This window comes from Leclercia sp. LSNIH1 (assembly GCF_002902985.1).
GTDB lineage: Bacteria > Pseudomonadota > Gammaproteobacteria > Enterobacterales > Enterobacteriaceae > Enterobacter.
In genome coordinates, this window is the sequence record NZ_CP026167.1 from 166,385 (window position 1) to 190,103 (window position 23,719).

Consider the following 23,719-nt stretch of genomic DNA (forward strand, 5'->3'; position numbering starts at 1 on the left):
GAGCGTGAATGGAATAACTATGATGCCTTTCAACATTAAAAACACAGCACTTATTGTCGGCGGCGCGATCCTGGGCGGGAGCATTACCGCAGGCATTGCTTTCTCTATTTCAGCTGCGCATTCGACCACGGAAGCTCCCGCCACAGAGCAGCACCGGCAAGTGCTGTTCTGGTATGACCCGATGTACCCCAACACCCGCTTTGATAAACCAGGCAAGTCACCCTTTATGGATATGGATCTGGTGGCGAAGTATGCCGATGAAGAGGGAGGGGAAACCCCTGCCCCTGGCATTCGCATCGACCCGGCCCAGACACAAAACCTCGGCGTAAAGGTGGAGTCGGTTCGCCAGGGGCCGTTGCAGTATCAGCGGACCTTCCCGGCCAATGTCAGCTACAACGAATATCAGTTTGCCATCCTGCAGGCACGCTCAGCGGGCTTTATTGAGAAAGTCTATCCCCTGACCGTGGGGGACAAAGTGCGCAAAGGGATGCCGCTGGTGGACATGACTATCCCGGACTGGGTTGAAGCACAGAGTGAATATTTACTCCTGCAGGAGACTGGCGGGACAGGTACTCAAACTGAAGGGATCCTTGAGCGCCTGCGGCTGGCGGGTATGCCGGACGAGGCTGTACGGCGTCTCATCTCCAGCCGCAAAATTCAGACCCGCTTCACGTTGAAAGCGCCTATTGACGGGGTGATTACCGCATTTGATCTGCGCAGCGGGATGAACATCGCTAAAGACAACATAGTCGCCAAAATCCAGGGTATGGACCCGGTGTGGATCACAGCCTCGGTGCCAGAATCCATCGCCTGGCTGATTAACGATACATCACAGTTCACGTTTTCTGTGCCGGCATGGCCGGATAAAACGCTCTCCGTGAAGAAATGGTCGCTGCTGCCGAGTGTGGATGCGGCAACCCGCACGCTCCAGCTGCGCCTGGAGGTGGATAACCCGGATGAGACCCTGAAGCCGGGTATGAATGCCTGGTTAAAACTCAACAGCCAAAGTCAGCCCATGCTGTTAATTCCTTCCACCGCGTTAATCGACAGCGGTGATGAGCAACGGGTTATTACCGTTAATAGCGAGGGGCGTTTCGTCCCGAAATTGGTTGAAGTGTTCCATGAATCCCAGGGCGTCACCGCCATTCGTACCGGACTTACAGAGGGTGAAAAGGTCGTGTCGAGCGGCCTGTTCCTGATCGATTCAGAGGCAAACATCACAGGCGCGCTGGAGAGAATGCGTACAACCGGCCATCCGCACGAAGGGAAAGCAAATGATTGAATGGATTATTCGCCGTTCGGTGGCTAACCGTTTTCTGATGTTAATGGGCGTAGCGTTTCTCAGCATCTGGGGTACCTGGACAATCCTCCACACCCCGGTTGATGCCTTGCCGGATCTCTCTGACGTACAGGTGATCGTAAAAACCCAGTATCCGGGCCAGGCTCCGCAACTGGTAGAAAATCAGGTCACCTACCCAATCACCACCACCATGCTCTCTGTGCCTGGCGCAAAAACGGTGCGCGGCTTTTCGCAGTTTGGTGATTCGTATGTGTATGTCATTTTTGAAGAGGGTACGGATCGGTACTGGGCGCGCTCCCGGGTGCTGGAATACCTCAACCAGGTCCAGGGCAAACTGCCCGCGGGCGTAACGGCAGAAATGGGTCCGGATGCCACCGGCGTAGGCTGGATCTTTGAGTATGCGCTGGTGGATCGCAGCGGCAAACACGATCTGGCTGAACTGCGATCCCTACAGGGCTGGTTCCTGAAATATGAGCTGAAAACTCTCCCGGATGTTGCCGAAGTGGCGTCGGTGGGAGGCGTGGTTAAAGCGTACCAGATCGTGGTCGATCCTCAGAAACTAACCCAGTTCGGCATCAGTCTGGCGGAGGTGAAAGCCGCAGTGAATGCCTCCAATCAGGAGGCGGGGGGTGCCTCTGTCGAGCTCTCTGAAGCCGAGTATATGATCCGGGCCAGCGGCTACCTGCAAACGCTGGATGATTTCAATGCCATCGTGCTAAAAGCTGGCGTCAACGGTGTACCGATTTATCTGCGTGACGTGGCGCGGGTGCAGACTGGACCGGAGATGCGCCGGGGTATCGCTGAGCTTAATGGCGAAGGAGAAGTGGCCGGGGGCGTGGTGATCCTGCGTTCCGGTAAAAATGCCCGGGAGGTGATCTCCGCGGTCAAAAATAAGCTGGAGACGTTAAAGCAAAGCCTGCCGGAAGGGGTGGAGATTGTCACCACTTACGACCGCAGCCAGCTCATTGACCGGGCCGTCGGTAACCTGAGCCATAAACTGCTGGAAGAGTTCATTGTGGTTGCCCTGGTCTGCGCCCTGTTTCTCTGGCATTTGCGCTCCGCGCTGGTGGCGATTATTTCACTGCCGCTTGGCCTGTGCTTCGCCTTTATCATCATGCGTTTTCAGGGAATTAACGCCAATATCATGTCCCTTGGCGGCATTGCCATTGCCGTTGGCGCGATGGTGGATGCCGCTATCGTGATGATCGAAAATGCCCATAAGCGCCTGGAAGAGTGGCAACACCAGCATCCGGGCCAGAAGCTACGCAACGACACACGCTGGCAGGTGATCACCCAGGCGTCCGTTGAGGTTGGACCGGCGCTGTTTATCAGCCTGTTGATTATCACTTTGTCCTTCATTCCGATCTTTACCCTGGAAGGCCAGGAGGGACGCCTGTTCGGACCGCTGGCTTTTACCAAAACCTGGTCGATGGCGGGGGCTGCCCTATTAGCGATCATGGTGATCCCGATCCTGATGGGATTGTGGATCAGAGGCAAGATCCCGGCGGAAACCAGTAATCCATTGAACCGCCTGTTGATCCGCCTGTATCACCCCCTGTTGCTCAAAGTGCTGCGCTGGCCGAAAACGACCTTACTGGTGGCGGTGCTGTCGGTTTTGACCGTCATCTGGCCGCTCAATAAGATCGGGGGGGAGTTTCTGCCGCAAATTAATGAAGGCGATCTGTTGTATATGCCCTCTACCCTGCCGGGCATTTCCGCTGCGCAAGCGGCGGCGATGTTGCAAACTACCGATAAACTGATCATGACCGTGCCGGAAGTTGCGCGCGTTTTTGGCAAAACCGGAAAAGCGGAAACGGCAACCGACCCGGCACCGCTGGAGATGGTGGAAACAACCATTCAGCTGAAACCTGAAGATCAGTGGCGACCAGGTATGACGATGGACAAGATCGTGGCCGAGCTGGATAAAACGGTGCGCCTGCCGGGGCTGGCAAACCTCTGGGTACCGCCCATCCGTAACCGCATTGATATGCTCTCGACCGGGATAAAAAGCCCTATTGGCATCAAAGTCTCCGGTAGGGTTCTGGCCGATATCGACGCCACAGCAGAGCAGATTGAAGGGGTGGCCAGAACCGTGCCGGGGGTCACCTCGGCTCTGGCAGAGCGTCTGGCTGGCGGGCGCTATATCAACGTGGAGATCCAGCGCGACAGAGCGGCGCGCTACGGTATGACCCCAGCCGACGTGCAGCTGTTTATTACCTCCGCCGTCGGTGGGGCCATGATTGGCGAAACGGTGGAGGGCATTGAACGCTATCCTGTGAACCTTCGCTATCCCCAACGCTATCGCAATAGCCCGGAACAGCTGCGTCAGTTGCCCATCCTGACCCCGATGAAACAGCAAATCACCCTTGGGGATGTCGCAGACGTAACGGTCTCAACAGGCGCGTCGATGCTCAAAACAGAAAACGCGCGTCCCACAGGCTGGATTTATATTGATGCCCGCGATCGTGACCTGTTATCAGTAGTTAACGACCTGAAGCAGGCGATTGCTGAAAATGTGCAGTTAAAACCCGGCATCAGCGTAACCTTCTCCGGGCAGTTTGAATACCTTGAGCGCGCCAGCCAGAAGCTGAAATTGATGGTGCCGATGACATTACTCATCATCTTTGTGCTGCTGTATCTGGCATTTCGTCGCGTTGGTGAAGCGTTACTGATCATTACCAGCGTCCCCTTTGCCCTGGTGGGCGGGTTCTGGTTCCTGTTATGGATGGGGTTTCACATGTCGGTAGCCACCGGTACTGGCTTTATTGCGCTGGCCGGGGTAGCCGCGGAATTTGGGGTAGTAATGTTGATGTATCTGCGCCATGCCATCGAGGCCGATCCATCTCTGGACGATCCACGCACCTTCAGTACTGTAAAATTGGACGCTGCGCTGTATCAGGGGGCGGTTCTGCGTGTGCGGCCTAAAGCGATGACGGTCGCGGTGATCCTTGCCGGTTTGCTGCCCATTTTATGGGGCGCTGGCGCAGGCTCGGAAGTGATGAGCCGGATTGCTGCCCCGATGATTGGTGGCATGATCACGGCACCACTGCTGTCGCTGTTTATTATTCCGGCGGCCTATAAATTGATGTGGCTGCACAGGCACCGTCGCGCCCGCGTTTAGAAAGACTTTTCCTGGGCCTTTACCCGTTTGCGTTATTCAGCAGCTAACGCGGCGGATAAAGGCCTTATGAAAAGAGAACTCGCTGGTCAGCGATCGCTACGGGAGAGGCTCTGAGCAGCGATCTGCATCCGCAGTGAGGTCAGCACGGTAATGCCATCAACCCTCGATATCTGCCAGGTCGCCCTTCTCCTGCAGCCAGTTGCGGCGGTCTTCCGAGCGCTTCTTGGCCAGCAGCATATCCATCACCGCAGTGGTCTGCTGCTCATCTTCATCGCTGATGGTGAGCTGCACCAGACGGCGGGTATTCGGATCGAGCGTGGTTTCACGCAGCTGCAACGGGTTCATCTCGCCCAGCCCTTTAAAGCGCTGCACGTTAGGTTTGCCCTTCTTGCGTTTAAGCTGCTCTAGCACGCCCGCTTTCTCTTCTTCCGTCAGGGCGTAATAGACCTCTTTACCGAGATCGATACGGTACAACGGCGGCAGCGCCACATAGACATGGCCGTTTTTCACCAGCGTGCGGAAATGCTTCACAAAGAGCGCGCACAGCAGGGTGGCGATGTGCAGACCATCGGAGTCCGCATCCGCAAGGATACAGATCTTGCCGTAACGCAGCTGGCTGAGATCTTCGCTGTCCGGATCAATACCGATCGCCACCGAGATGTCATGCACCTCCTGCGACGCCAGCACCTCATCGGAAGAGACTTCCCAGGTGTTAAGGATCTTACCCTTCAGCGGCATGATCGCCTGATATTCACGGTCGCGCGCCTGCTTGGCCGACCCACCCGCAGAGTCCCCTTCCACGAGGAACAGCTCGGTGCGGTTCAGATCCTGTGCGGTACAGTCCGCCAGCTTGCCCGGCAGCGCAGGGCCGCTGGTGAGCTTTTTACGCACCACTTTCTTCGCCGCGCGCAGACGGCGCTGGGCGCTGGAGATCGCCATTTCGGCCAGCATTTCTGCGGCCTGCACGTTCTGGTTCAGCCACAGGCTGAAGGCATCTTTCACCACGCCGGAGACAAACGCCGCGCACTGGCGTGAAGAGAGCCGCTCTTTAGTCTGACCGGCAAACTGCGGATCCTGCATCTTCACGGAGAGGACGTAGGCGCAGCGCTCCCAGATATCTTCCGCCGACAGCTTCACGCCGCGCGGCAGGATGTTGCGGTATTCGCAGAACTCACGCATCGCGTCCAGCAGCCCCTGGCGCAGGCCGTTCACGTGCGTGCCGCCCTGCATGGTCGGGATCAGGTTAACGTAGCTTTCAGTCAGCAGCTCGCCGCCTTCCGGCAGCCACAGCAGCGCCCAGTCCACCGCTTCCGTATCACCGGCAAAATTACCGATAAACGGTTTTTCCGGCAGGGTTGGCAGGCCGTTAACCGCTTCGCCCAGGTAATCATTCAGACCATCCTGGTAGCACCAGCGCTGCTCGCTGTTGTTGACCTCATCCTTGAAGGTAATTTCTACCCCAGGGCAGAGCACCGCTTTCGCTTTCAGGATGTGCGTTAAGCGTGAGACCGAGAAACGCGGGCTGTCGAAGAAGCTCTCGTCCGGCCAGAAGTGGACGCTGGTACCGGTATTGCGTTTCGCGCAGGTACCGATCACCTGCAAATCCTGCACTTTATCGCCGTTCTCAAAGGCGATGTTGTAGACCTGGCCGTCGCGCTTAACGGTCACTTCAACGCGTTTGGACAGGGCGTTCACCACGGAGATACCTACTCCGTGCAGACCGCCTGAGAACTGGTAATTTTTATTGGAGAACTTACCGCCCGCGTGCAGGCGGCAGAGGATCAGTTCAACCGCCGGCACACCCTCTTCCGGGTGGATATCGACAGGCATGCCGCGCCCGTCGTCGATCACTTCCAGCGACTGGTCGGCATGCAGAATAACGTCAACGCGTCTGGCATGACCCGCCAGCGCTTCGTCGACGCTGTTATCAATTACTTCCTGGCCCAGATGGTTTGGGCGCGTGGTATCGGTATACATCCCCGGACGGCGGCGAACCGGCTCAAGCCCGGTGAGTACCTCAATGGCATCAGCGTTATAGGTTTGCGTCATGATTTAAACTAGCAATTCGCAGCGATTGTCAGAGGCTGTGCAGACCGAGAAAATCGACAATCTGGGTGAAATGATCCTCAAAGCCCGTGAAAGCGTGGTTGCCACCCTCTTCTACAGTCTGGCGGCAGGAGGCGTAATACGCCACTGCCTGGCGGTAATCCAGCACTTCATCACCCGTCTGTTGCAGCAGCCAGATAAGATCTGGCGCTTCCAGCGGATCAATCTGCATCACTTTGAGGTCGTAAATATGGCGAGACTCTAGCACATATTGCTGTCCGGTGTAGGGGTTCTCGTTGTGCCCAAGATAGCCCACCAGCAGCTCAAAAGGCCGCACCGCTGGGTTCACCACCACGGCGGGCAGCATAAAGCACTGAGAGAGCCAGGTGGCGTAGTAGCCACCAAGGGAAGAGCCCACCACACCGAAAGGCTCGCCGCCGTGCGCCATGACGATGGTCTCCAGCATCTCGGCAGCGTCAGCCGGGTACGGCGGCAATTGCGGGACGATCATCTCGACGTCGGGATGATGAACCTCCAGCCATTGGCGAAACAGCGTCGCTTTTGCCGAGCGCGGGGAGCTGTTGAACCCGTGCAGATAAAGGAGCGCAGACATCAGTAGCCTTCTGAAGCGGTATCCGGGCGGAACCGGGTGCCTTCCAGGCGGCAGACTTCGGTGGTCAACGAGCCGTCGGCATGCAGTTCCAGCCAGCGCCAGCCTGGCGCAATGGTATCTAACGTGAAGTTCGCGCAATGCGGTTTGAACTGCACGCAGGTAGAAGGCGTAGCCAGCAGGCGACGACCGTTCCAGTCGAGATCCTGCTCCTGATGGATATGCCCGCAGAGCAAGTGCTTCACCCGCGGGAATTTTTCCAGCACCTGATCCAGGGCGGCGGAGTTGCGCAGACTGTGCTGATCGAGCCAGCTACATCCTGCCGGCAGCGGATGATGATGCAGTAAAAGCAGGGTGTTGCGCTCCGGCTCAGCCGCCAGTTTCGCTTCCAGCCACTCCAGCTGAAAATCGCTCAACTCACCGTGCGGCACGCCGAAGACCTGACTGTCGAGCAGCAGAATCTGCCAGTGGTCGCCGGCGTAGACCCGTTTAGCGGGCGAAATGCCTGAATCCTGAAGTGCGCTGTACATCGCAGGTTGAAAATCGTGGTTTCCCGGTAACCAGACGCAGGGCGCGTGAAAGCTCGCGGTACCTTCAGCGAAATGCTGATAAGCCGCGGCGGTTTGGTCCTGCGCCAAATCGCCCGTTGCGACTATCAAATCGCATTCGCGCTTCTGGCCATGAATGGCTTCCAGAACAGCCTGATAACTCTCCCAGGTATTCACACCTAACAGGGTTTCATGCTTATTGGCAAACAGGTGAGTATCGGTAATTTGTAATACCCTGACTGGCGCCCCACCAGCAACAGTCAGGTTCAACAGGCTTTCCAAATGGTGTCCTTAGGTAGGTTTCACGACGCTAACAAACCGGAATCGCCATCGCTCCATGTGCTAAACAGTATCTTAGCCAATCAGCCAGAAACTGATTAATTTGATGCTTTTCGTCACGTTGATGCAACTTTTTATTTGGGTAATCATAACGCGCTTTGAAGCGGAAGATCTGCTGACTTGAACACACTTCAGCGACCATCGCGTCATGGTACAGCCGCACCGTCATCGACGGCAGGCTCCAGTAGCTGATGGAAGGTGCCGTTTGTTCAATCTCCACCAGCGTAGTGTAACGGGTTGATTCCGTAATCGTTAACCGATACTGCGCGTTGCTCACCTGATAGCTCACTGTTTCGCCGGGCGCGTCATTACGCGGCAGCAAACGGCGCAACTGGGCGAAGTTGGTTTCGCACAGGCGCATCATTTCAGGGAAGTCAGGTGTATAACGCTTCATTTTTTCCACTCGTTTATTAATTCCTGATAGTGCAGCTGTAGCCATTGCAAAGCGATGACAGACGCCGCGTTGTCGATTTTCCCCTCTTCTACCCATTGATAAGCCTGCTCCCGACTTACCACATGAACACGAATATCTTCGTTTTCATCAACCAGACCGTGAATCCCTTGCGCGGTCGTGGCGTCCACTTCGCCTACCAGAACCGATAAACGCTCGCTGGTGCCGCCAGGGCTTGCCAGATAATTCGAAATCGGTTTTGTACGCCCAACCATCAGCCCGGCCTCTTCCATCGCCTCGCGACGGGCAACCTCATCCGGGGTCTCGCCTGCTTCAACCATCCCGGCCACCATCTCCAGCAGCCACGGGCTTTCGCTGGTATCCAGCGCGGCAATGCGAATCTGCTCTACCAGTACCACTTCATCACGCACTGGGTCAAAGGGTAGCAAGACTGCAGCATGCCCGCGCTCAAAAATTTCGCGCCGCACTTCGCCACTCATTTCGCCGTTAAACAGACGATGGCGAAAACGGTATAATTCCAGTGAAAAAAATCCGCTGTAGAGCGTTTCTCGTGCAATAATTTCTACATCGTTTTTTGTAAAAGTCACTGGCAACTTCTCTGGTTTATCCATGTTTGCATCCTGGTATAAATGGTGGCGTTAAGGTGAAATTCAATTCTGCTAAAATGCGGTTTCTACAACAGTATGGTAAATTGGTGCAAGTTACTGCCGCATGGCACGGAACGCCAACCTTTTGCAGTGGCGAAGTCTGCTAGAATCGGTAGATATTTTTTAAATTAGATCAGCGCTAACTAAGCTTCACAACAAGGAAAGCAAATGAAGAAATTGCTCCCCATCCTCATCGGCCTGAGCCTGACGGGTTTCAGCGCGGTGAGTCAGGCAGAGGACCTGATACAGGTTTATAAGCAGGCACGTCTGAGTAATCCGGAACTGCGTAAATCCGCCGCCGATCGTGATGCTGCATTTGAAAAAATTAATGAAGCACGCAGCCCATTATTACCACAGCTGGGTTTAGGTGCAGACTATACCTATAACAACGGTTACCGTGATGCTAACGGCATCGACTCCAACGTCACCAGCGGTTCACTCCAGTTGACCCAGACGCTGTTTGATATGTCTAAATGGCGTACCCTGAGCCTGCAGGAGAAATCTGCCGGTATTCAGGATGTGACCTATCAGACCGACCAGCAGACCCTGATCCTGAACACGGCCACCGCCTACTTCAGAGTGCTGAGCGCTATCGATACGCTCTCCTATATTGAAGCGCAAAAACAAGCTATCTACCGTCAGCTCGATCAGACCACCCAGCGTTTTAACGTGGGCCTGGTCGCCATCACCGACGTGCAGAACGCCCGTTCGCAATACGATAACGTACTGGCGAACGAAGTGACCGCGCGTAACGACCTGGATAACGCCGTTGAACAGCTGCGTCAGGTCACCGGTAACTATTACCCACAGCTGGCTTCCCTGAACGTTGATCGCTTCAAAGCCGAAAAGCCGCAGGCGGTGAATGCCCTGCTGAAAGAAGCTGAAAACCGTAACCTGAGCCTGCTGCAGGCCCGCCTGAACCAGGATCTGGCCCGCGAGCAGATCCGCCTGGCACAGGATGGCCATCTGCCAACCCTGAGCCTGAGCGCCTCTACCGGGGTGTCAAACACCAGCTACAGTGGTTCACGAACCAGCGGAGCCCAGTACAACGACAGCGACGTTGGCCAGAATAAAATCGGCCTGAACTTCTCTCTGCCAATCTATCAGGGCGGCCAGGTCAATTCGCAGGTCAAACAGGCGCAGTACAACTTTGTCGGTGCCAGCGAGCAGCTTGAAAGTGCGCACCGCAGCGTTGTGCAGACCGTGCGTTCCTCCTTCAACAACGTGAATGCCTCTGTCAGCAGCATCAATGCCTATAAACAGGCCGTAGTGTCTGCTCAGAGCTCGCTGGATGCGTCAGAAGCGGGTTACGCGGTCGGTACCCGTACCATTGTTGACGTGCTGGACGCGACCACCACGCTCTATAACGCCAAACAACAGCTCTCCAATGCCCGTTATAACTACCTGATTAACCAGCTGAACATCAAGCAAGCGCTGGGTACGTTGAACGAGCAGGATCTGCTGGCGCTGAACGGCGCTCTGGGTAAACCTATCTCCACTACCCCAGAGGTTGTGGCCCCGGAAAATCCACAGCAGGCTGCCTCTGCTGATGGCTTAACCGCCGCCGCTGCGCGTACCACCAGCAACTAATGATGTCATCCGGCCAGGGCTATCCTGGCCGGGTATTATCGCGCTGCCCGACAAAAAAACGTAAGCCAACGTAAAGATCCCCCAGTTTCGCCCCCATCGCTTCAATTTCCACCACTCATCCTCTATTCTGAGCGTTATTTTCTGTGTTTTATCACTGGGTCCTGGAAGACGATCATGAAACGGACAAAATCCATTAATCACGCCACGTTCCGCAAAAGCTGGAACGCGCGTCACCTCACTCCTGTCGCCCTGGCGCTGGGCGCCGTGTTTATGCTGGCAGGCTGTGAGCAAAGCGACGAAACGGTTTCGCTCTACCAGAATGCCGATGACTGTGCCTCCGCCACCGGCAACAAGGCAGAGTGTACTACCGCCTACAACAATGCCCTGAAAGAGGCCGAACGTACCGCGCCGAAATATGCCAGCCGTGAAGACTGCGTGGCGGAATTTGGCGAAGGTCAGTGCCAGCAGGCGCCTGCTCCGGCTCAGGCGGGCACGGCGCCAGAAAACCAGGCGCAGGCGCAATCCAGCGGCAGTTTCTGGATGCCGTTGATGGCCGGTTACATGATGGGCCGACTGATGAGCGGCGGCGCGGGCTATCAACAGCAACCGCTGTTCAGCTCTAAAAACCCGGCCAGCCCGGCTTACGGCCAGTATACCGATGCCAGCGGCAAAGGTTACGGTGCTGCCCAGCCAGGCCGCACCATGACCGTCCCGAAAACCGCTATGGCGCCTAAACCGGCGACCACCAGCACCGTTACCCGCGGCGGCTTTGGTGAATCTGTTGCCAAACAGAACACCATGCAACGCAGCGCGACCGGCACCTCAACGCGCTCAATGGGCGGCTGATAATGGAACGAGTCAGTATTGTTGAGCGCCCGGACTGGCGCGAAAAAGCCACCGAATATGGTTTCAACTTCCACACCATGTACGGCGAGCCGTACTGGTGTGAAGATGCCTACTACAAGCTGACCCTCGCCCAGGTTGAAAAACTGGAAGAGGTGACGGCGGAGCTGCATCAGATGTGCCTGAAGGTGGTGGAGAAGGTGATCGCCAGCGATGAGCTGCTGACTAAATTCCGCATTCCGAAGCACACCTGGGGCTTTGTGCGTCAGTCATGGCTGACCCATCAGCCGTCGCTCTACTCCCGCCTCGATCTGGCGTGGGATGGCACCGGCGAGCCGAAGCTGCTTGAGAACAACGCCGATACACCAACCTCCCTGTATGAAGCGGCCTTCTTCCAGTGGATCTGGCTGGAAGATCAGCAGAACGCAGGCCATCTGCCGGAAGGCAGTGACCAGTTCAACAGCTTGCAGGAAAAGCTGATCGCGCGTTTCGCTGAACTGCGCGAACAGCACGGCTTCAACCTGCTGCACTTTGCCTGCTGTCGTGACACGGTCGAAGATCGCGGCACGGTACAGTACCTGCAGGACTGCGCCGCAGAAGCGGACGTTGCCAGCGAATTTCTCTACATGGAAGATATCGGGCTGGGTGAAAAAGGCCAGTTCACCGATCTGCAGGACCAGGTAATCAGTAACCTGTTCAAGCTCTATCCGTGGGAATACATGCTGCGCGAAGTCTTCTCTACCAAGCTGGAAGATGCTGGCGTGCGCTGGCTGGAGCCGGCCTGGAAGAGCATTATCTCCAACAAAGCGCTGTTACCGCTGCTGTGGGAGATGTTCCCGCACCATCCAAACCTGCTGCCCGCTTACTTCGCGGAAGATGACTATCCGCAGATGGAGAAGTATGTCAAAAAGCCGATTTTCTCCCGCGAAGGCGCCAACGTATCGATTATCGAAAACGGTAACACCGTGGAAGCGGTAGAAGGTCCGTATGGCGAAGAAGGGATGATCGTCCAGCAGTTCTGTCAGTTACCGAAGTATGGCGACAGCTACATGCTGATCGGCAGCTGGCTGATCAACGATCAGCCAGCCGGGATTGGTATTCGTGAAGATCGGGCGTTGATCACCCAGGATCTGTCGCGGTTCTATCCGCATATCTTCGTGGAGTAGCCTGTGGTGCCGGGTGGCGGCTTCGCCTTATCCGGCCTACATCACTCCGCAGGCCCGGTAAGCGCAGCGCCACCGGGCGCTTTACCCCACCTGCACCGACAACATACTCAAGCTGCCCATCTCAATGCCGTCCACCGGTGTGGAAACGGGCTCCTGACCATCCCACGCGCCCAGGACATAGAGCAGCGGCAGGAAATGTTCCGCCGTCGGGTTCGAGAGCGAGCCGCCTTCGTGCGCCAGATAGTTCACCAGGGGATGTTCTTCAGCCGGCCCCTGCCAGGTCAGGTTTGCTTTCACGTAATCGTTAAACGACGTTGCCCACGGATAGGGCGTGTTTTCTCCATGCCAGCGGGCTGTGCGCAGGTTATGCACCACGTTACCGCTGGCTACCAGCATGATGCCCTCGTCACGGAGCGCGGCGAGCTTACGGCCCATCTCAAGGTGCCACGCCGCCGGTTTGGTACTGTCGATGCTCAGCTGCACCATCGGGATGTCGGCATCCGGGTACATCTTGATCAGCACGCCCCAGGAGCCGTGGTCAAAGCCCCACGCCTCTTTATCAAGGGTGACCGGGAGAGGCGACAGCAGCTCTACCAGCCGCTGCGCCAGGGCCGGTGATCCCGGTGCCGGATAGTGCGTGTCGTACAGCGCCTGCGGGAAGCCGCCAAAATCATGGATCGTTTTCGGCGTTTCCATCGCGGTAACACCGGTGCCACGGGTAAACCAGTGTGCAGAAATCACCACGATCGCTTTCGGACGCGGCAACGTTTCTCCCAGATGACGCCAGGCGCGGGTATAGACGTTATCCTCCAGCGCGTTCATGGGGCTACCGTGGCCCAAAAACAGTGCTGGCATACGAGAAGATGTCATGATGATATCCTTACACAAGCTGTCGATTTGATAGCTTTACCTTACCCGTTAACAGGATAAGATGAACTCTGATAACCATGATGAAGATCATCAGGAAATTTGAATGTAAGGGATCTGTAAAGGCGATTATACCCGCTCGCTTTACGCGCGTTTAGCCTTTAATATGAATGATAATCATTATCATAAGGAGAGGTGAATGTCAGTTCCTCTGATTCTGACGATTCTCGCAGGCGCCGCCACCTTTATCGGCGCCCTGCTCGGCGTGCTGGGCCAGAAGCCCTCGAACCGCGTACTGGCATTTTCGCTCGGCTTTGCCGCCGGGATCATGTTGCTCATCTCCCTGATGGAGATGCTGCCCGCGGCACTCGGCACCGAAGGGATGTCGCCGGTGCTCGGCTACGGGATGTTTGTTTTTGGCCTGCTGGGCTACTTTGCGCTGGACAGAATGCTGCCCCACGCGCACCCGCAGGATCTGATGCAGAAAGGGAGTCAGCCGCTGCCCCGCAACCTGCGACGTACTGCGCTGCTGCTGACCCTGGGCATCAGCCTGCACAACTTCCCGGAAGGCGTTGCGACCTATGTGACCGCCAGTAACAACCTGGAGTTAGGATTCGGTATTGCGCTGGCGGTGGCGTTGCACAATATCCCGGAGGGGCTCGCGGTCGCAGGCCCGGTCTATGCGGCCACCGGTTCAAAACGTAAAGCGGTCTTCTGGGCGGGTATTTCCGGCATGGCGGAGATTGCAGGCGGCGTACTGGCGTGGCTGATCCTCGGCAGCCTGATCTCGCCGGTGGTGATGGCGGCGATTATGGCGGCAGTGGCGGGCATTATGGTGGCGCTGTCGGTGGATGAGCTGATGCCGCTCGCCAAAGAGATCGATCCCAATAACAATCCCAGCTACGGCGTGCTGTGCGGGATGTCGGTAATGGGGCTCAGTCTGGTGCTGCTCCAGACGGCAGGAATAGGGTAAAAAAACGCCGGGTTAACCCGGCGTTTTTTATGCTGCGTTATCAGCTGGCTTTGCGCTCGTGCGCCTGGCGATACGCCACCAGATCTTCAATGGTGACCACCGCCATGTTGTGTTTCACCGCGAAGTCGATGCACTCCGGCGCGCGGGCCATAGAGCCATCATCATTGGTCAGTTCACACAGGACACCGGCGGGTTTGAAACCGGCCAGCGTTACCAGATCGATAGTGGCTTCGGTGTGGCCGCCGCGAGTCAACACGCCGCCCGGCTGCGCGCGAAGCGGGAAGACATGGCCCGGACGGTTCAGGTCAGAAGGTTTTGCACCGTCGGCAATGGCGGCACGCACGGTGGTGACGCGGTCAGCGGCAGAGACACCGGTGGTCACGCCGCTGGCGGCTTCGATGGTGACGGTAAAACCGGTGCCGAAGGCGCTGGTGTTGTTCTCTACCATCATAGGCAGTTCCAGCTGTTTACGGCGATCTTCGGTGATACACAGGCAAACAATGCCGCTGCCGTGACGGATGGTCAGCGCCATCTGCTCAACGGTCATGGTTTCGGCGGCGAAAATCATATCGCCTTCGTTTTCACGGTCTTCATCGTCAAGCACCATCACGCCGCGGCCTTCGCGAAGCGCAGCAAGCGCCTGCTCAACACGGTCAGTAGAGGTACCGAAAGAGGAAAGGAGCGTCTGATTCATGGTAAAAAAACCTCATTAAAATTATGGTTACCAGAATCAGGGCAGTCTTAGGAGCGCCGGAGTACGGCAAAAAAATAACGTGAGCGGGCCTCGCCCGACTGGTTCGTTACTCTCTCCCATCCGGACTTTAACCGTCGGCCCCGGAATTACACCGGATCTGCTGACCTTTGAGTATGCACCCAAAGCGCTCGCGGGCTTTCAACATGGTGTTGATTTACCGCCGGTGGGGAATTTCGCCCCGCCCTGAGAATAAGCGGGATAACTATAACGCTAATGATTATGTTCGGCAACGCATAAGCTTCACACAATTCTGGTTTAAGGATCCCCGTAACGCGCTACAATGGTTCTAAACATCTTTACTTCAAGGGAACTATGATGATCGACCCAAAAAAAATTGAACAACTTGCCCGCCAGGTTCATGAATCCATGCCAAAAGGCGTACGTGAGTTTGGTGATGATGTTGAGAAGAAGATCCGCCAGGTGCTGCAGGCGCAGCTGATGCGTCTGGATCTGGTCAGCCGTGAAGAATTTGACGTGCAGACGCAGGTTCTGCTGCGCACCCGCGAAAAGATTGCCCTGCTGGAGCAGCGCCTCACCGAGCTGGAAAACCGCGGTGTTGTTGTTGATGAAGTGAAACCGGCCCCGGCGATCCCACCGGTAGACAACGTGGAATAATTCACACGGGTTACCGTAGGCCGGGTAAGGCGAAGCCGCCACCCGGCAAAAAAACGGGCCTTTCGGCCCGTTTTTTATTTCTCGCTATCTTTCTGGATCTTTTTGATGATGTTGGTGGTTGAACATCCGTCCTCAAAATTGAGCACCATCACTTCCCCGCCGTTGGCCCAGACCTCTTCGCTGCCCGCGATTTGCTCAGGCTTGTAGTCACCGCCTTTCACCAGCAGGTCCGGCAGGATCCCGGCAATCAGGCGCTGCGGGGTATCCTCTTCGAAGGAGACGACCCAGTCCACCGCTTCCAGCGCGCCTAGCACAATCATACGCTGCTCAAGCGGATTCACCGGACGGGTTTCACCTTTCAGACGTTTGGTGGAGGCATCGCTGTTCACCGCCACGATCAGACGGTCGCCCAGCTTGCGCGCGTTGGCAAGATAGGAGACGTGGCCCGCGTGCAGAATGTCGAACACGCCGTTGGTCATTACCACTTTCTCACCACGCTTACGCGCGGCGGCAACGGCCACTTTCAGCTCTTCTTCACTCATCACGCCAAAACCGGTATCAGCACGGCCACGCACCGCGTTTTCCAGCTCGATAGGGGAGACGGTTGAGGTCCCCAGCTTGCCGACCACGACGCCTGCGGCAGCGTTGGCAAAGTAGCAGGCCTCTTCAAGGGTATTACCGGCCGCCAGCGTCGCCGCCAGCACGCCAATCACCGTATCGCCCGCACCGGTGACGTCATACACTTCCTGCGCCTGGGTTGGCATATGCAGCGGCGCTTTGCCCGGTTGCAGCAGGGTCATCCCCTGCTCGGAACGGGTCACCAGCAGCGCGGAGAGATCGAAGTCGGCGATGATCTTCATGCCGCGCTCAACGATCTCATCCTCGGTTTTGCATTTGCCCGCCACCGCTTCAAACTCGGAGAGGTTCGGCGTCAGCAGCGTCGCACCGCGATAGCGTTCGAAATCGGTGCCTTTCGGGTCGATCAGCACCGGCACACCGGAAGCGCGGGCCAGCTTAATCATCTGCTGGACGCTCGCCAGCGCCCCTTTGGCGTAGTCGGAGAGCACCAGCGCGCCGATGTTGCCCAGCGCCTGGTTGATGCGCTCGTGCAGCGGCTCCGGATCTACCCCTTCAAAGCCCTCTTCAAAGTCGAGGCGGATCAGCTGCTGATTGCGCGACAGCACGCGCAGCTTGGTAATGGTCGGGTGCGTTGGAACAGAAACGAAATCACATTTAACGTTTACATCCGCCAGCGTCTTGCTCAGCGCCCGCGCCGCATCGTCGATGCCGGTCAGACCGACCAGACGCGAATGCGCGCCGAGAGAAGCAATGTTCATCGCCACGTTTGCCGCGCCGCCAGGACGCTCTTCAATGGTATCCACCTTCACCACCGGGACCGGGGCTTCCGGGGAAATGCGGCTGGTTGGCCCATACCAGTAGCGATCCAGCATCACATCGCCAACTACCATAACTCCAGCACGTTCAAACTCTGGCAGTGTTACTTTCATTCCTGACTCCAGAAAGATTCACAATTTGCGCGCGATAATATCACACTTGTTTTGTTACGCACGGTTCCACCAGCCACTTCTGCCAGCAGGCGCGCACCAGCTCCCGCTCGGCGTTAAAGCATTCGAGCGGCAGATGACCGGGCTGCTCCTGCAACGCCAGATGATGCAGTTCATCGCGCAGCGTGGTGTAAGCGCGGGTGAGCGCCAGCGCCTCCTGCTCATCCATAATGTCGTTCTGCGCCAGCAGTTCCAGAATGCGCACGTTATCCGACCAGCGGGTCAGCTTCGGTTTGGCGTGGGCGTCACGCAGCACCAGATACTGGGTGATAAATTCGATGTCGGTAATACCGCCTTCGTCGGCTTTAATATCAAAGCGATCACGATGTTTATTTCCCAGATGGGCGCGCATTTTTTCACGCATCTCGCGCACCTCGGTCTGCAGCGTCTGGCCTTCACGCGTGGCGGTCAGCACGTCGCGCCGGATAGCATCGAACTGCGCCTTCAGCTGCGGATCGCCATAGACCACCCGGGCGCGCACCAGAGCCTGATGCTCCCAGGTCCAGGCTTCGTTCTTCTGATACTCGGCGAACGACTCGGTGGAGGTGACCAGCATGCCCGCCGCCCCGGACGGACGCAGGCGGGCATCCACTTCATACAGAATGCCCGACGACGTGCGGGTGCTGAACAGGTGCATGATGCGCTGGGCGAGGCGCAGGTAGAACTGACGCCCGTCGATCTCACGCTCGCCGTCGGTCATCACATCTACCGGGCAGTCGTGAAGGAAAATGAGATCCAGATCGGAGCTGTAGCCCAGCTCCCAGCCGCCCAGCTTGCCATATCCCACCACCGCAAAGCCGCGCCCTTCCCGATCGGCCAGGTGTTTCGGCTGGCCATAACGCGCCACCATCTGTACCCACGCCTGATGGACAACGGCATCAATAATCGCCTCCGCCAGCCAGGTTAAGTGATCGCTCACTTTCATCACCGGCAACGTTCCGGCGATATCGGCGGCAGCCACACGCAGCAGCTGCGCCTGTTTAAACTGACGCAGCGCCTCCAGCTGCTGCTCCTCATCCTCCTCCGGCACGCGCAGCAGATACTGGCGCAGCTCGTCCCGGTAGGCGTCGGTCGCCGTCGGCTGGTAAAGGGTATTGGGATCGAGCAGCTCGTCCAGCAGCAGCGGGTAGCGCGCCAGCTTGCTGGCGATCATTGGCGAGGCGGCGCAAAGGGAAATCAGGTGCTTTAGCGCGCCAGGGAACTCGCTTAACAGCTCCAGATAGGTGGTGCGGGTGATGATCCCGCTGAGCAGCGGGGTCAGGCGCGACAGCGGCACCGGCGCATCGGCGCGGGAACAGACGTCGCTGAGCAGGTGCGGCATCAGGTGATCGAGCACCTGACGTCCGCGCGGGCCAATGGCGCGCTTGTTCAGCTCCAGGCGGAAATCGGCAATCAGCGCCACCACCCGGTGACGGTCATCATTACTGAGGTGGGCCAGCACCGGGGTAGTGTCGTCCTCCTGCAGCGCATCCTGCCACAGCTCGCGCCAGTGCTCCGACAGCTCATCATCCTGTGATTCGCTCTCATCGTCGCCAATCAGGTCGTTAAAAATCCGCCGCACCGCGGCCATGTGCGCATCCAGCGCCTCGGTCAGCGCCTGCCAGTCGTCCAGGCGCATTCCCCAGGCGAGGCGGGCGCGATTAAGCTCATCCCCCGGCAGGGTCTGGGTTTGTTCGTCGTTAATGCTCTGCAGCAGGTTCTCCAGCCGACGCAAGAAGAGGTAGGCCTCACGCAGGATCTGCGCATCCCCTTCCGCCAAAAGGTTCAGCTGTGCAATTGCCGCAAGCGTTGGCAGCAGGGAGCGGGATTGCAGCGACGGCTCGCGCCCGCCGCGGATCAGCTGGAACACCTGGACGATAAACTCGATCTCGCGGATGCCGCCCGCCCCCAGCTTGATGTTGTCTTTCAGGCCGCGACGCCGCACTTCCCGGGCAATCATCCCTTTCATGTTGCGCAGCGACTGGATGACGCTGAAATCGATATAGCGACGGAACACGAACGGGCGCAGCATGGCGCGCAGCTCGCTGGCGTAGGCACCGTCGTTATCGCCCATGATCCGCGCCTTGACCATCGCGTAGCGCTCCCAGTCGCGCCCCTGCTCCTGGTAGTAGTCCTCCAGCGCGGCAAAGCTCAGCACCAGCGGGCCGCTGTCGCCGAACGGACGCAGGCGCATATCCACGCGATAGACAAAGCCATCCTGGGTGGGTTGATCCAGGGCCTTAATCAGCCGCTGCCCCAGGCGGGTAAAGAACTGGGCGTTGTCCAGCTCACGGCGTCCGCCGCGGGTGGCACCCTTCTCCGGCCAGGCGAAGATCAGATCGATGTCTGAGGAAAAGTTGAGCTCGCCGCCGCCGAGCTTGCCCATCCCTAAAATCAGCAGCGGCTGCGGGGTGCCATTCTCACTGCATGGCGTCCCCCATTCACGACAGCAGGCGTCGTACAGCCAGTCGCGGGCGGTGACGATCAGCGTCTCCGCAAGGTGACTCAACTGCTGCAACGTGCTCTCTTCACTCACCAGCATCAGCGCCTGCGCCCAGGCGATGCGCACCATTACCCGGCGGCGGAAATGGCGCAGCTCGCGCATCAGCGCGGCTTCATCGCCGACATCTGCCAGCGCGTCGCATAACCACTGCGCGTAGTGCTGCCACTCGTCCGCCTGCGGCGGCGCGGCCTCAAGCCCGGTCAGCCAGTCAGGATGTGCCGTAACGCTCTCCTGCACAAAGTCGCTGAACGCCAGCACCTGCCTGGCCTGCTCGCTTAATGACGAGGCGGGTAATGTTTCCGGCAGACGCTCACATACCGTCTGCCACTGCTGCTGTAAGGGTGAAGAAAGCGGCATCATGGGGGTTCCTTGCCTGCGTTAACGTTTTCCGCTGTGCAGCCAGAATGGCTCCTGCGAAATGGCTTCGTTGCGGAAATGCTCAATTTCAATGTGCTGGCGCGTCTTAATGGCATGCAGCAGACCTTGCCAGTTTTCCAGCCAGGCGCGGGCCACCGGGCCGTCATAGGCCCCTGCCAGCAGCAGCATGCTGTCGATGTTACGCGCCAGACGAATCAGCTGATCGCCATACTGATCCCCCAGCGGATGGGCGAAGGTGGTTTTCAGTTCAGCGGCGTGACGGGAGAGGTGAATATCGGCGAAGCGCTTAAAGTTATCCGCCATTTTGCTCTGCGCCTTCGCGTCGAGGAAGGTGCGCCAGCCGCGCGTCACCAGAAACTCGGTCAGCGCCAGTTTCGCGGTGGCGGTTTGCGGGCTGTAGACCGCCGTCTCGGCAGAGACATCCGACGCCATCAGGGTTTCGGTCTGGGTCAGCAGATCGCGTAAGTGAGCACTCGCTTTACGTGGCACAATGCCGCCGAACAGCGTCAGGCTGTGACGTACCAGCGCCATTGCCGCCAGCACCTCGGCTTTCGCCCCTTTCACGCCGCGGACCCACAGCTCCTCGTGATACTGCCACTGGCTGAGGGCCAGATCCAGCGAGGCTTCAAATCCCTGCTCGATGGAGGATTTCGGCGCGACGCGCATAATCTCCAGCGGTTTCAGGGTGCGCGGGGCATTGCCCTGGGCCAGATGATAGCCGCGGGCCGCCTTGCTCAGGCTTCCCTGACGCAGACCGCTCTGGGTCACCAGCTTACGCGCCAGCTTCAGCACGTCATCGGCGTGGCCTTCCAGCAGCTCAAGCTCCAGCTCGCAGATCGGCTCCTGGAACTCGCCCGCTTTTACCTCACCCCGGTCGAGGGCGATTTCAATGCGGCTTTTACCTTCGTTCACCAGCCACTTTTCGCGCCAGAAATCGGTGCTGAACAGCGGGCTGGCGCTCTCTTCCAGGCCCTCGGGGAGTTGGCCTTCCGGCCACACTTCCGCCGGGAAGCGCGCCAGATCCAGCGCAGGCTGGTCAATATCAATGTTGTATTCCGGGCGCTGATGCAGACCGCCCACCACGCGACCACCAATTTTCATGGTCATCTCGTAGCGGTCATCAACGCCGCGGATGCGCAGCCCCCTGTCATGGCGACGCAGCCACAGGTCCTGAGTTTCGTAATAGATGTTGAGCAGTTGCACCGGCTCGTGATGTTCAGCTGTCAGCTGGTGCAGATGGTTTTTCAGCGCGTCGACGCTCTCATTTTCAACGATAAACTTTAATTCGATTTCCTGAGCCATGGCCTTGTTCTTTTGATTGCAGCACTGCGGGGTAAATTTAGGCGAACTTACTCGCCACTTTTTTGTCAGTAGATAGTATTTTGCGCCAGATTGCCACGCAATGAGCAATTTGACGGGCGTAAAGTTTGTTAAAGTGGCAAACCCTACACGGAGGATTCCGAATGCTGACGAATCCTTTGCGTGGAGAAGCCGTTACCACTACTATCGTTCCACTTTTTACGAAAATAACGACTGCCTGATGCTTAAATTACGCCTAATCGGACTGACATTACTTGCTTTTAGCGCCGCAACAGCGGTTCACGCTGAAGAGAAACGCTACGTTTCTGACGAACTGAATACCTGGGTACGTAGTGGTCCGGGTGACAATTATCGCCTCGTGGGTACGATTAATGCCGGCGAGGAAGTGGTGCTGTTACAGAGCAATGCCGACTCTAACTATGGCCAGGTGCGCGACAGCAGCGGCCGTACCGCCTGGATCCCGTTGAAAGAGCTTAGCACCAGCCCAAGCCTGCGCACCCGCGTGCCGGATCTGGAAAACCAGGTCAAAACCCTGACCGACAAACTGACCAATATCGACGCCACCTGGAACCAGCGCACGGCTGAAATGCAGCAGAAAGTGGCGCAGAGCGACGGGGTGATCAACGGTCTCAAAGACGAAAACCAGAAGCTGAAGAACGAGCTGATCGTCGCCCAGAAAAAGGTGAGCGCAGCCAACCTGCAGCTGGATGACAAACAGCGCACCATTATTATGCAGTGGTTTATGTATGGCGGCGGCGTGCTGGGTATGGGTCTGCTGCTGGGTCTGGTGCTGCCGCATCTGGTACCGAGCCGTAAGCGTAAAGACCGCTGGATGAACTAAATCGCTATCTCTGCCACACTTACGTATTATTGCCATTTTTAATACGGGAGAGTGTGGCGTGAAGATTTATCTGGTCGGTGGTGCGGTTCGTGATGCGTTGTTAGGTCTGCCGGTCAAAGATAAAGACTGGGTGGTGGTAGGCGCCACACCTCAGGAGATGCTTGATGCGGGCTACCAGCAGGTAGGCCGCGATTTTCCTGTCTTCCTGCATCCGCAAAGCCGCCAGGAGTACGCGCTGGCGCGTACCGAGCGCAAATCCGGCGTCGGTTATACTGGCTTCACCTGTCATGCCGCCCCGGACGTCACCCTTGAAGAGGATTTGCAGCGCCGCGATCTGACCATTAACGCCCTCGCCCAGGATGAAAACGGCCATATCATTGATGCCTATGGCGGCCAGTCGGATCTGCGAAACCGCATTCTGCGCCATGTTTCCCCCGCCTTCTCTGAAGATCCGCTCCGCGTGCTGCGCGTGGCGCGTTTTGCTGCCCGCTATGCCCACCTGAGTTTTCGCATCGCCGATGAAACGATGGCGCTGATGGCCGCCATGACCAGAGCGGGCGAGCTGGAACACCTTACCCCCGAACGCGTGTGGAAAGAGACCGAGAATGCGCTCACCACACGTAATCCACAGGTTTACTTCCAGGTGCTGCGCGAATGCGGGGCGCTGAAGGTACTGTTCCCGGAAGTGGACGCCCTGTTTGGCGTGCCGGCCCCGGCGAAGTGGCACCCGGAAATCGATACCGGCATCCATACCCTGATGACCCTGAGCATGGCGGCGATGCTGAGCCCGGAGGTAGACGTCCGCTTTGCCACGCTCTGTCACGACCTCGGGAAGGGGTTAACGCCGCCCGAACTCTGGCCGCGCCACCACGGCCACGGTCCGGCGGGTGTGCGGCTGGTTGAACGGGTCTGCCAGCGGATGCGGGTCCCTAACGAGATCCGCGATCTGGCGAAGCTGGTTGCCGAGTTCCACGACCTGATCCACACCTTCCCGATCCTTAAACCGGCCACCATCATCAAGCTGTTCGACAGTATTGACGCCTGGCGCAAACCGCAGCGCGTGGAGCAGATCGCCTTAACCAGCGAAGCCGACGTGCGCGGGCGTACCGGGTTTGAAGCCAACGATTATCCGCAGGGGCGGTTGCTGCGTGAAGCCTGGGAGGTGGCGAAAGCGGTGCCGACAAAAGCGGTCGTCGAAGCTGGATTTAAAGGAGCAGAAATCCGGGAAGAGTTAACGAAACGGCGGATCCGGGCCGTCGCAGCCTGGAAGGAACAGCATTGCCCTCAGCCGAAAGACTGAGG

Annotated in this window: 19 protein-coding genes and 1 riboswitch; of the genes, 9 read left to right on the forward strand and 10 right to left on the reverse strand. The window is 57.7% G+C overall.

The window, feature by feature from the left end; translation table 11 throughout:
- The first annotated feature begins 19 nt into the window (after window positions 1-19).
- Both C2U54_RS00865 and C2U54_RS00870 read left to right on the forward strand, forming a co-directional pair.
- A complete protein-coding gene (locus C2U54_RS00865) occupies window positions 20-1,282 on the forward strand; it encodes an efflux RND transporter periplasmic adaptor subunit (protein ID WP_103176983.1) in 1,263 nt (420 codons plus the stop codon).
- On the forward strand, window positions 1,275-4,421 hold the full coding sequence (locus C2U54_RS00870) for a CusA/CzcA family heavy metal efflux RND transporter (protein ID WP_103176984.1): 3,147 nt from the start codon (window positions 1,275-1,277) through the stop codon (window positions 4,419-4,421). Before C2U54_RS00865 ends, C2U54_RS00870 begins: the two co-directional genes overlap by 8 nt.
- 156 nt (window positions 4,422-4,577) lie before the next feature.
- Here the strand turns inward: C2U54_RS00870 and parE are convergent, their stop codons facing one another.
- The 5 genes from parE to nudF are packed head-to-tail and all read right to left on the reverse strand — an operon-like array spanning window position 4,578 to window position 8,987.
- Complete coding sequence (gene parE, locus C2U54_RS00875) at window positions 4,578-6,470, reverse strand: DNA topoisomerase IV subunit B (protein WP_103176985.1); 1,893 nt, start codon at window positions 6,468-6,470, stop codon at window positions 4,578-4,580.
- Between the two features lie 28 nt (window positions 6,471-6,498).
- Window positions 6,499-7,080, reverse strand: coding sequence for an esterase YqiA (gene yqiA, locus C2U54_RS00880; RefSeq protein WP_103176986.1), 582 nt, complete (start codon window positions 7,078-7,080; stop codon window positions 6,499-6,501).
- On the reverse strand, window positions 7,080-7,907 hold the full coding sequence (cpdA, locus tag C2U54_RS00885; RefSeq protein ID WP_103176987.1) for a 3',5'-cyclic-AMP phosphodiesterase: 828 nt from the start codon (window positions 7,905-7,907) through the stop codon (window positions 7,080-7,082). Before cpdA ends, yqiA begins: the two co-directional genes overlap by 1 nt.
- A 28-nt stretch (window positions 7,908-7,935) precedes the next feature.
- Complete coding sequence (locus C2U54_RS00890) at window positions 7,936-8,358, reverse strand: DUF1249 family protein (protein WP_003862516.1); 423 nt, start codon at window positions 8,356-8,358, stop codon at window positions 7,936-7,938.
- Window positions 8,355-8,987, reverse strand: coding sequence for an ADP-ribose diphosphatase (gene nudF / locus C2U54_RS00895; protein WP_103176988.1), 633 nt, complete (start codon window positions 8,985-8,987; stop codon window positions 8,355-8,357). Before nudF ends, C2U54_RS00890 begins: the two co-directional genes overlap by 4 nt.
- A gap of 204 nt (window positions 8,988-9,191) precedes the next feature.
- Here nudF and tolC point away from each other — a divergent pair, with 204 nt between their 5' ends.
- The 3 genes from tolC (at window position 9,192) to C2U54_RS00910 (ending at window position 12,622) form a co-directional block, all read left to right on the forward strand.
- Entirely contained in the window at window positions 9,192-10,613 is a 1,422-nt protein-coding gene (gene tolC, locus C2U54_RS00900; protein WP_103176989.1) for an outer membrane channel protein TolC, read from the forward strand.
- A gap of 174 nt (window positions 10,614-10,787) precedes the next feature.
- Window positions 10,788-11,459 (forward strand): DUF1190 family protein, encoded by a 672-nt coding sequence (locus tag C2U54_RS00905; RefSeq protein WP_103176990.1) that lies wholly within the window; start codon window positions 10,788-10,790, stop codon window positions 11,457-11,459.
- 2 nt (window positions 11,460-11,461) lie between these two features.
- The gene (locus tag C2U54_RS00910; protein WP_103176991.1) at window positions 11,462-12,622 is read left to right on the forward strand and encodes a glutathionylspermidine synthase family protein; all 1,161 of its coding nucleotides are present in this window, start codon (window positions 11,462-11,464) and stop codon (window positions 12,620-12,622) included.
- A gap of 81 nt (window positions 12,623-12,703) precedes the next feature.
- On the opposite strand, the gene ygiD is transcribed toward C2U54_RS00910, so the two are convergent.
- Entirely contained in the window at window positions 12,704-13,492 is a 789-nt protein-coding gene (ygiD, locus tag C2U54_RS00915; RefSeq protein ID WP_103176992.1) for a 4,5-DOPA dioxygenase extradiol, read from the reverse strand.
- A gap of 196 nt (window positions 13,493-13,688) precedes the next feature.
- On the opposite strand from ygiD, the gene zupT reads away from it, so the two are divergent.
- On the forward strand, window positions 13,689-14,462 hold the full coding sequence (gene zupT, locus C2U54_RS00920; RefSeq protein ID WP_103176993.1) for a zinc transporter ZupT: 774 nt from the start codon (window positions 13,689-13,691) through the stop codon (window positions 14,460-14,462).
- A gap of 40 nt (window positions 14,463-14,502) precedes the next feature.
- Here the strand turns inward: zupT and ribB are convergent, their stop codons facing one another.
- A complete protein-coding gene (gene ribB, locus C2U54_RS00925) occupies window positions 14,503-15,156 on the reverse strand; it encodes a 3,4-dihydroxy-2-butanone-4-phosphate synthase (RefSeq protein ID WP_103176994.1) in 654 nt (217 codons plus the stop codon).
- A 104-nt stretch (window positions 15,157-15,260) separates the two neighbouring features.
- Window positions 15,261-15,411, reverse strand: a riboswitch (FMN riboswitch).
- A 120-nt stretch (window positions 15,412-15,531) separates the two neighbouring features.
- On the opposite strand from ribB, the gene ubiK reads away from it, so the two are divergent.
- Complete coding sequence (ubiK, locus tag C2U54_RS00930; protein WP_103176995.1) at window positions 15,532-15,831, forward strand: ubiquinone biosynthesis accessory factor UbiK; 300 nt, start codon at window positions 15,532-15,534, stop codon at window positions 15,829-15,831.
- Window positions 15,832-15,905: 74 nt separating this feature from the next.
- On the opposite strand, the gene hldE is transcribed toward ubiK, so the two are convergent.
- The 3 genes from hldE to C2U54_RS00945 are packed head-to-tail and all read right to left on the reverse strand — an operon-like array spanning window position 15,906 to window position 21,558.
- Entirely contained in the window at window positions 15,906-17,339 is a 1,434-nt protein-coding gene (hldE, locus tag C2U54_RS00935) for a bifunctional D-glycero-beta-D-manno-heptose-7-phosphate kinase/D-glycero-beta-D-manno-heptose 1-phosphate adenylyltransferase HldE (protein ID WP_103176996.1), read from the reverse strand.
- A gap of 40 nt (window positions 17,340-17,379) precedes the next feature.
- A complete protein-coding gene (gene glnE / locus C2U54_RS00940; RefSeq protein ID WP_103176997.1) occupies window positions 17,380-20,238 on the reverse strand; it encodes a bifunctional [glutamate--ammonia ligase]-adenylyl-L-tyrosine phosphorylase/[glutamate--ammonia-ligase] adenylyltransferase in 2,859 nt (952 codons plus the stop codon).
- Window positions 20,239-20,256: 18 nt separating this feature from the next.
- The gene (locus C2U54_RS00945) at window positions 20,257-21,558 is read right to left on the reverse strand and encodes a CYTH domain-containing protein (protein WP_103176998.1); all 1,302 of its coding nucleotides are present in this window, start codon (window positions 21,556-21,558) and stop codon (window positions 20,257-20,259) included.
- 238 nt (window positions 21,559-21,796) lie between these two features.
- Here C2U54_RS00945 and C2U54_RS00950 point away from each other — a divergent pair, with 238 nt between their 5' ends.
- Both C2U54_RS00950 and C2U54_RS00955 read left to right on the forward strand, forming a co-directional pair.
- Window positions 21,797-22,417, forward strand: a complete 621-nt coding sequence (locus C2U54_RS00950; RefSeq protein ID WP_103176999.1) for a TIGR04211 family SH3 domain-containing protein — start codon at window positions 21,797-21,799, stop codon at window positions 22,415-22,417.
- A 58-nt stretch (window positions 22,418-22,475) separates the two neighbouring features.
- Window positions 22,476-23,717, forward strand: a complete 1,242-nt coding sequence (locus C2U54_RS00955) for a multifunctional CCA addition/repair protein (RefSeq protein WP_103177000.1) — start codon at window positions 22,476-22,478, stop codon at window positions 23,715-23,717.
- The last annotated feature ends 2 nt before the right edge of the window (window positions 23,718-23,719 follow it).

Bases quoted from the DNA above. Each gene is read 5' to 3' on its own strand.
- C2U54_RS00865 (WP_103176983.1), top strand. From the start codon at position 20: ATGATGCCTTTCAACATTAAAAACACAGCACTTATTGTCGGCGGCGCG.
- C2U54_RS00870 (WP_103176984.1), top strand. From the start codon at position 1,275: ATGATTGAATGGATTATTCGCCGTTCGGTGGCTAACCGTTTTCTGATG.
- parE (WP_103176985.1), bottom strand. From the start codon at position 6,470: ATGACGCAAACCTATAACGCTGATGCCATTGAGGTACTCACCGGGCTT.
- yqiA (WP_103176986.1), bottom strand. From the start codon at position 7,080: ATGTCTGCGCTCCTTTATCTGCACGGGTTCAACAGCTCCCCGCGCTCG.
- C2U54_RS00890 (WP_003862516.1), bottom strand. From the start codon at position 8,358: ATGAAGCGTTATACACCTGACTTCCCTGAAATGATGCGCCTGTGCGAA.
- nudF (WP_103176988.1), bottom strand. From the start codon at position 8,987: ATGGATAAACCAGAGAAGTTGCCAGTGACTTTTACAAAAAACGATGTA.
- tolC (WP_103176989.1), top strand. From the start codon at position 9,192: ATGAAGAAATTGCTCCCCATCCTCATCGGCCTGAGCCTGACGGGTTTC.
- C2U54_RS00905 (WP_103176990.1), top strand. From the start codon at position 10,788: ATGAAACGGACAAAATCCATTAATCACGCCACGTTCCGCAAAAGCTGG.
- C2U54_RS00910 (WP_103176991.1), top strand. From the start codon at position 11,462: ATGGAACGAGTCAGTATTGTTGAGCGCCCGGACTGGCGCGAAAAAGCC.
- ygiD (WP_103176992.1), bottom strand. From the start codon at position 13,492: ATGACATCTTCTCGTATGCCAGCACTGTTTTTGGGCCACGGTAGCCCC.
- zupT (WP_103176993.1), top strand. From the start codon at position 13,689: ATGTCAGTTCCTCTGATTCTGACGATTCTCGCAGGCGCCGCCACCTTT.
- ribB (WP_103176994.1), bottom strand. From the start codon at position 15,156: ATGAATCAGACGCTCCTTTCCTCTTTCGGTACCTCTACTGACCGTGTT.
- ubiK (WP_103176995.1), top strand. From the start codon at position 15,532: ATGATCGACCCAAAAAAAATTGAACAACTTGCCCGCCAGGTTCATGAA.
- hldE (WP_103176996.1), bottom strand. From the start codon at position 17,339: ATGAAAGTAACACTGCCAGAGTTTGAACGTGCTGGAGTTATGGTAGTT.
- glnE (WP_103176997.1), bottom strand. From the start codon at position 20,238: ATGATGCCGCTTTCTTCACCCTTACAGCAGCAGTGGCAGACGGTATGT.
- C2U54_RS00945 (WP_103176998.1), bottom strand. From the start codon at position 21,558: ATGGCTCAGGAAATCGAATTAAAGTTTATCGTTGAAAATGAGAGCGTC.
- C2U54_RS00950 (WP_103176999.1), top strand. From the start codon at position 21,797: ATGCTTAAATTACGCCTAATCGGACTGACATTACTTGCTTTTAGCGCC.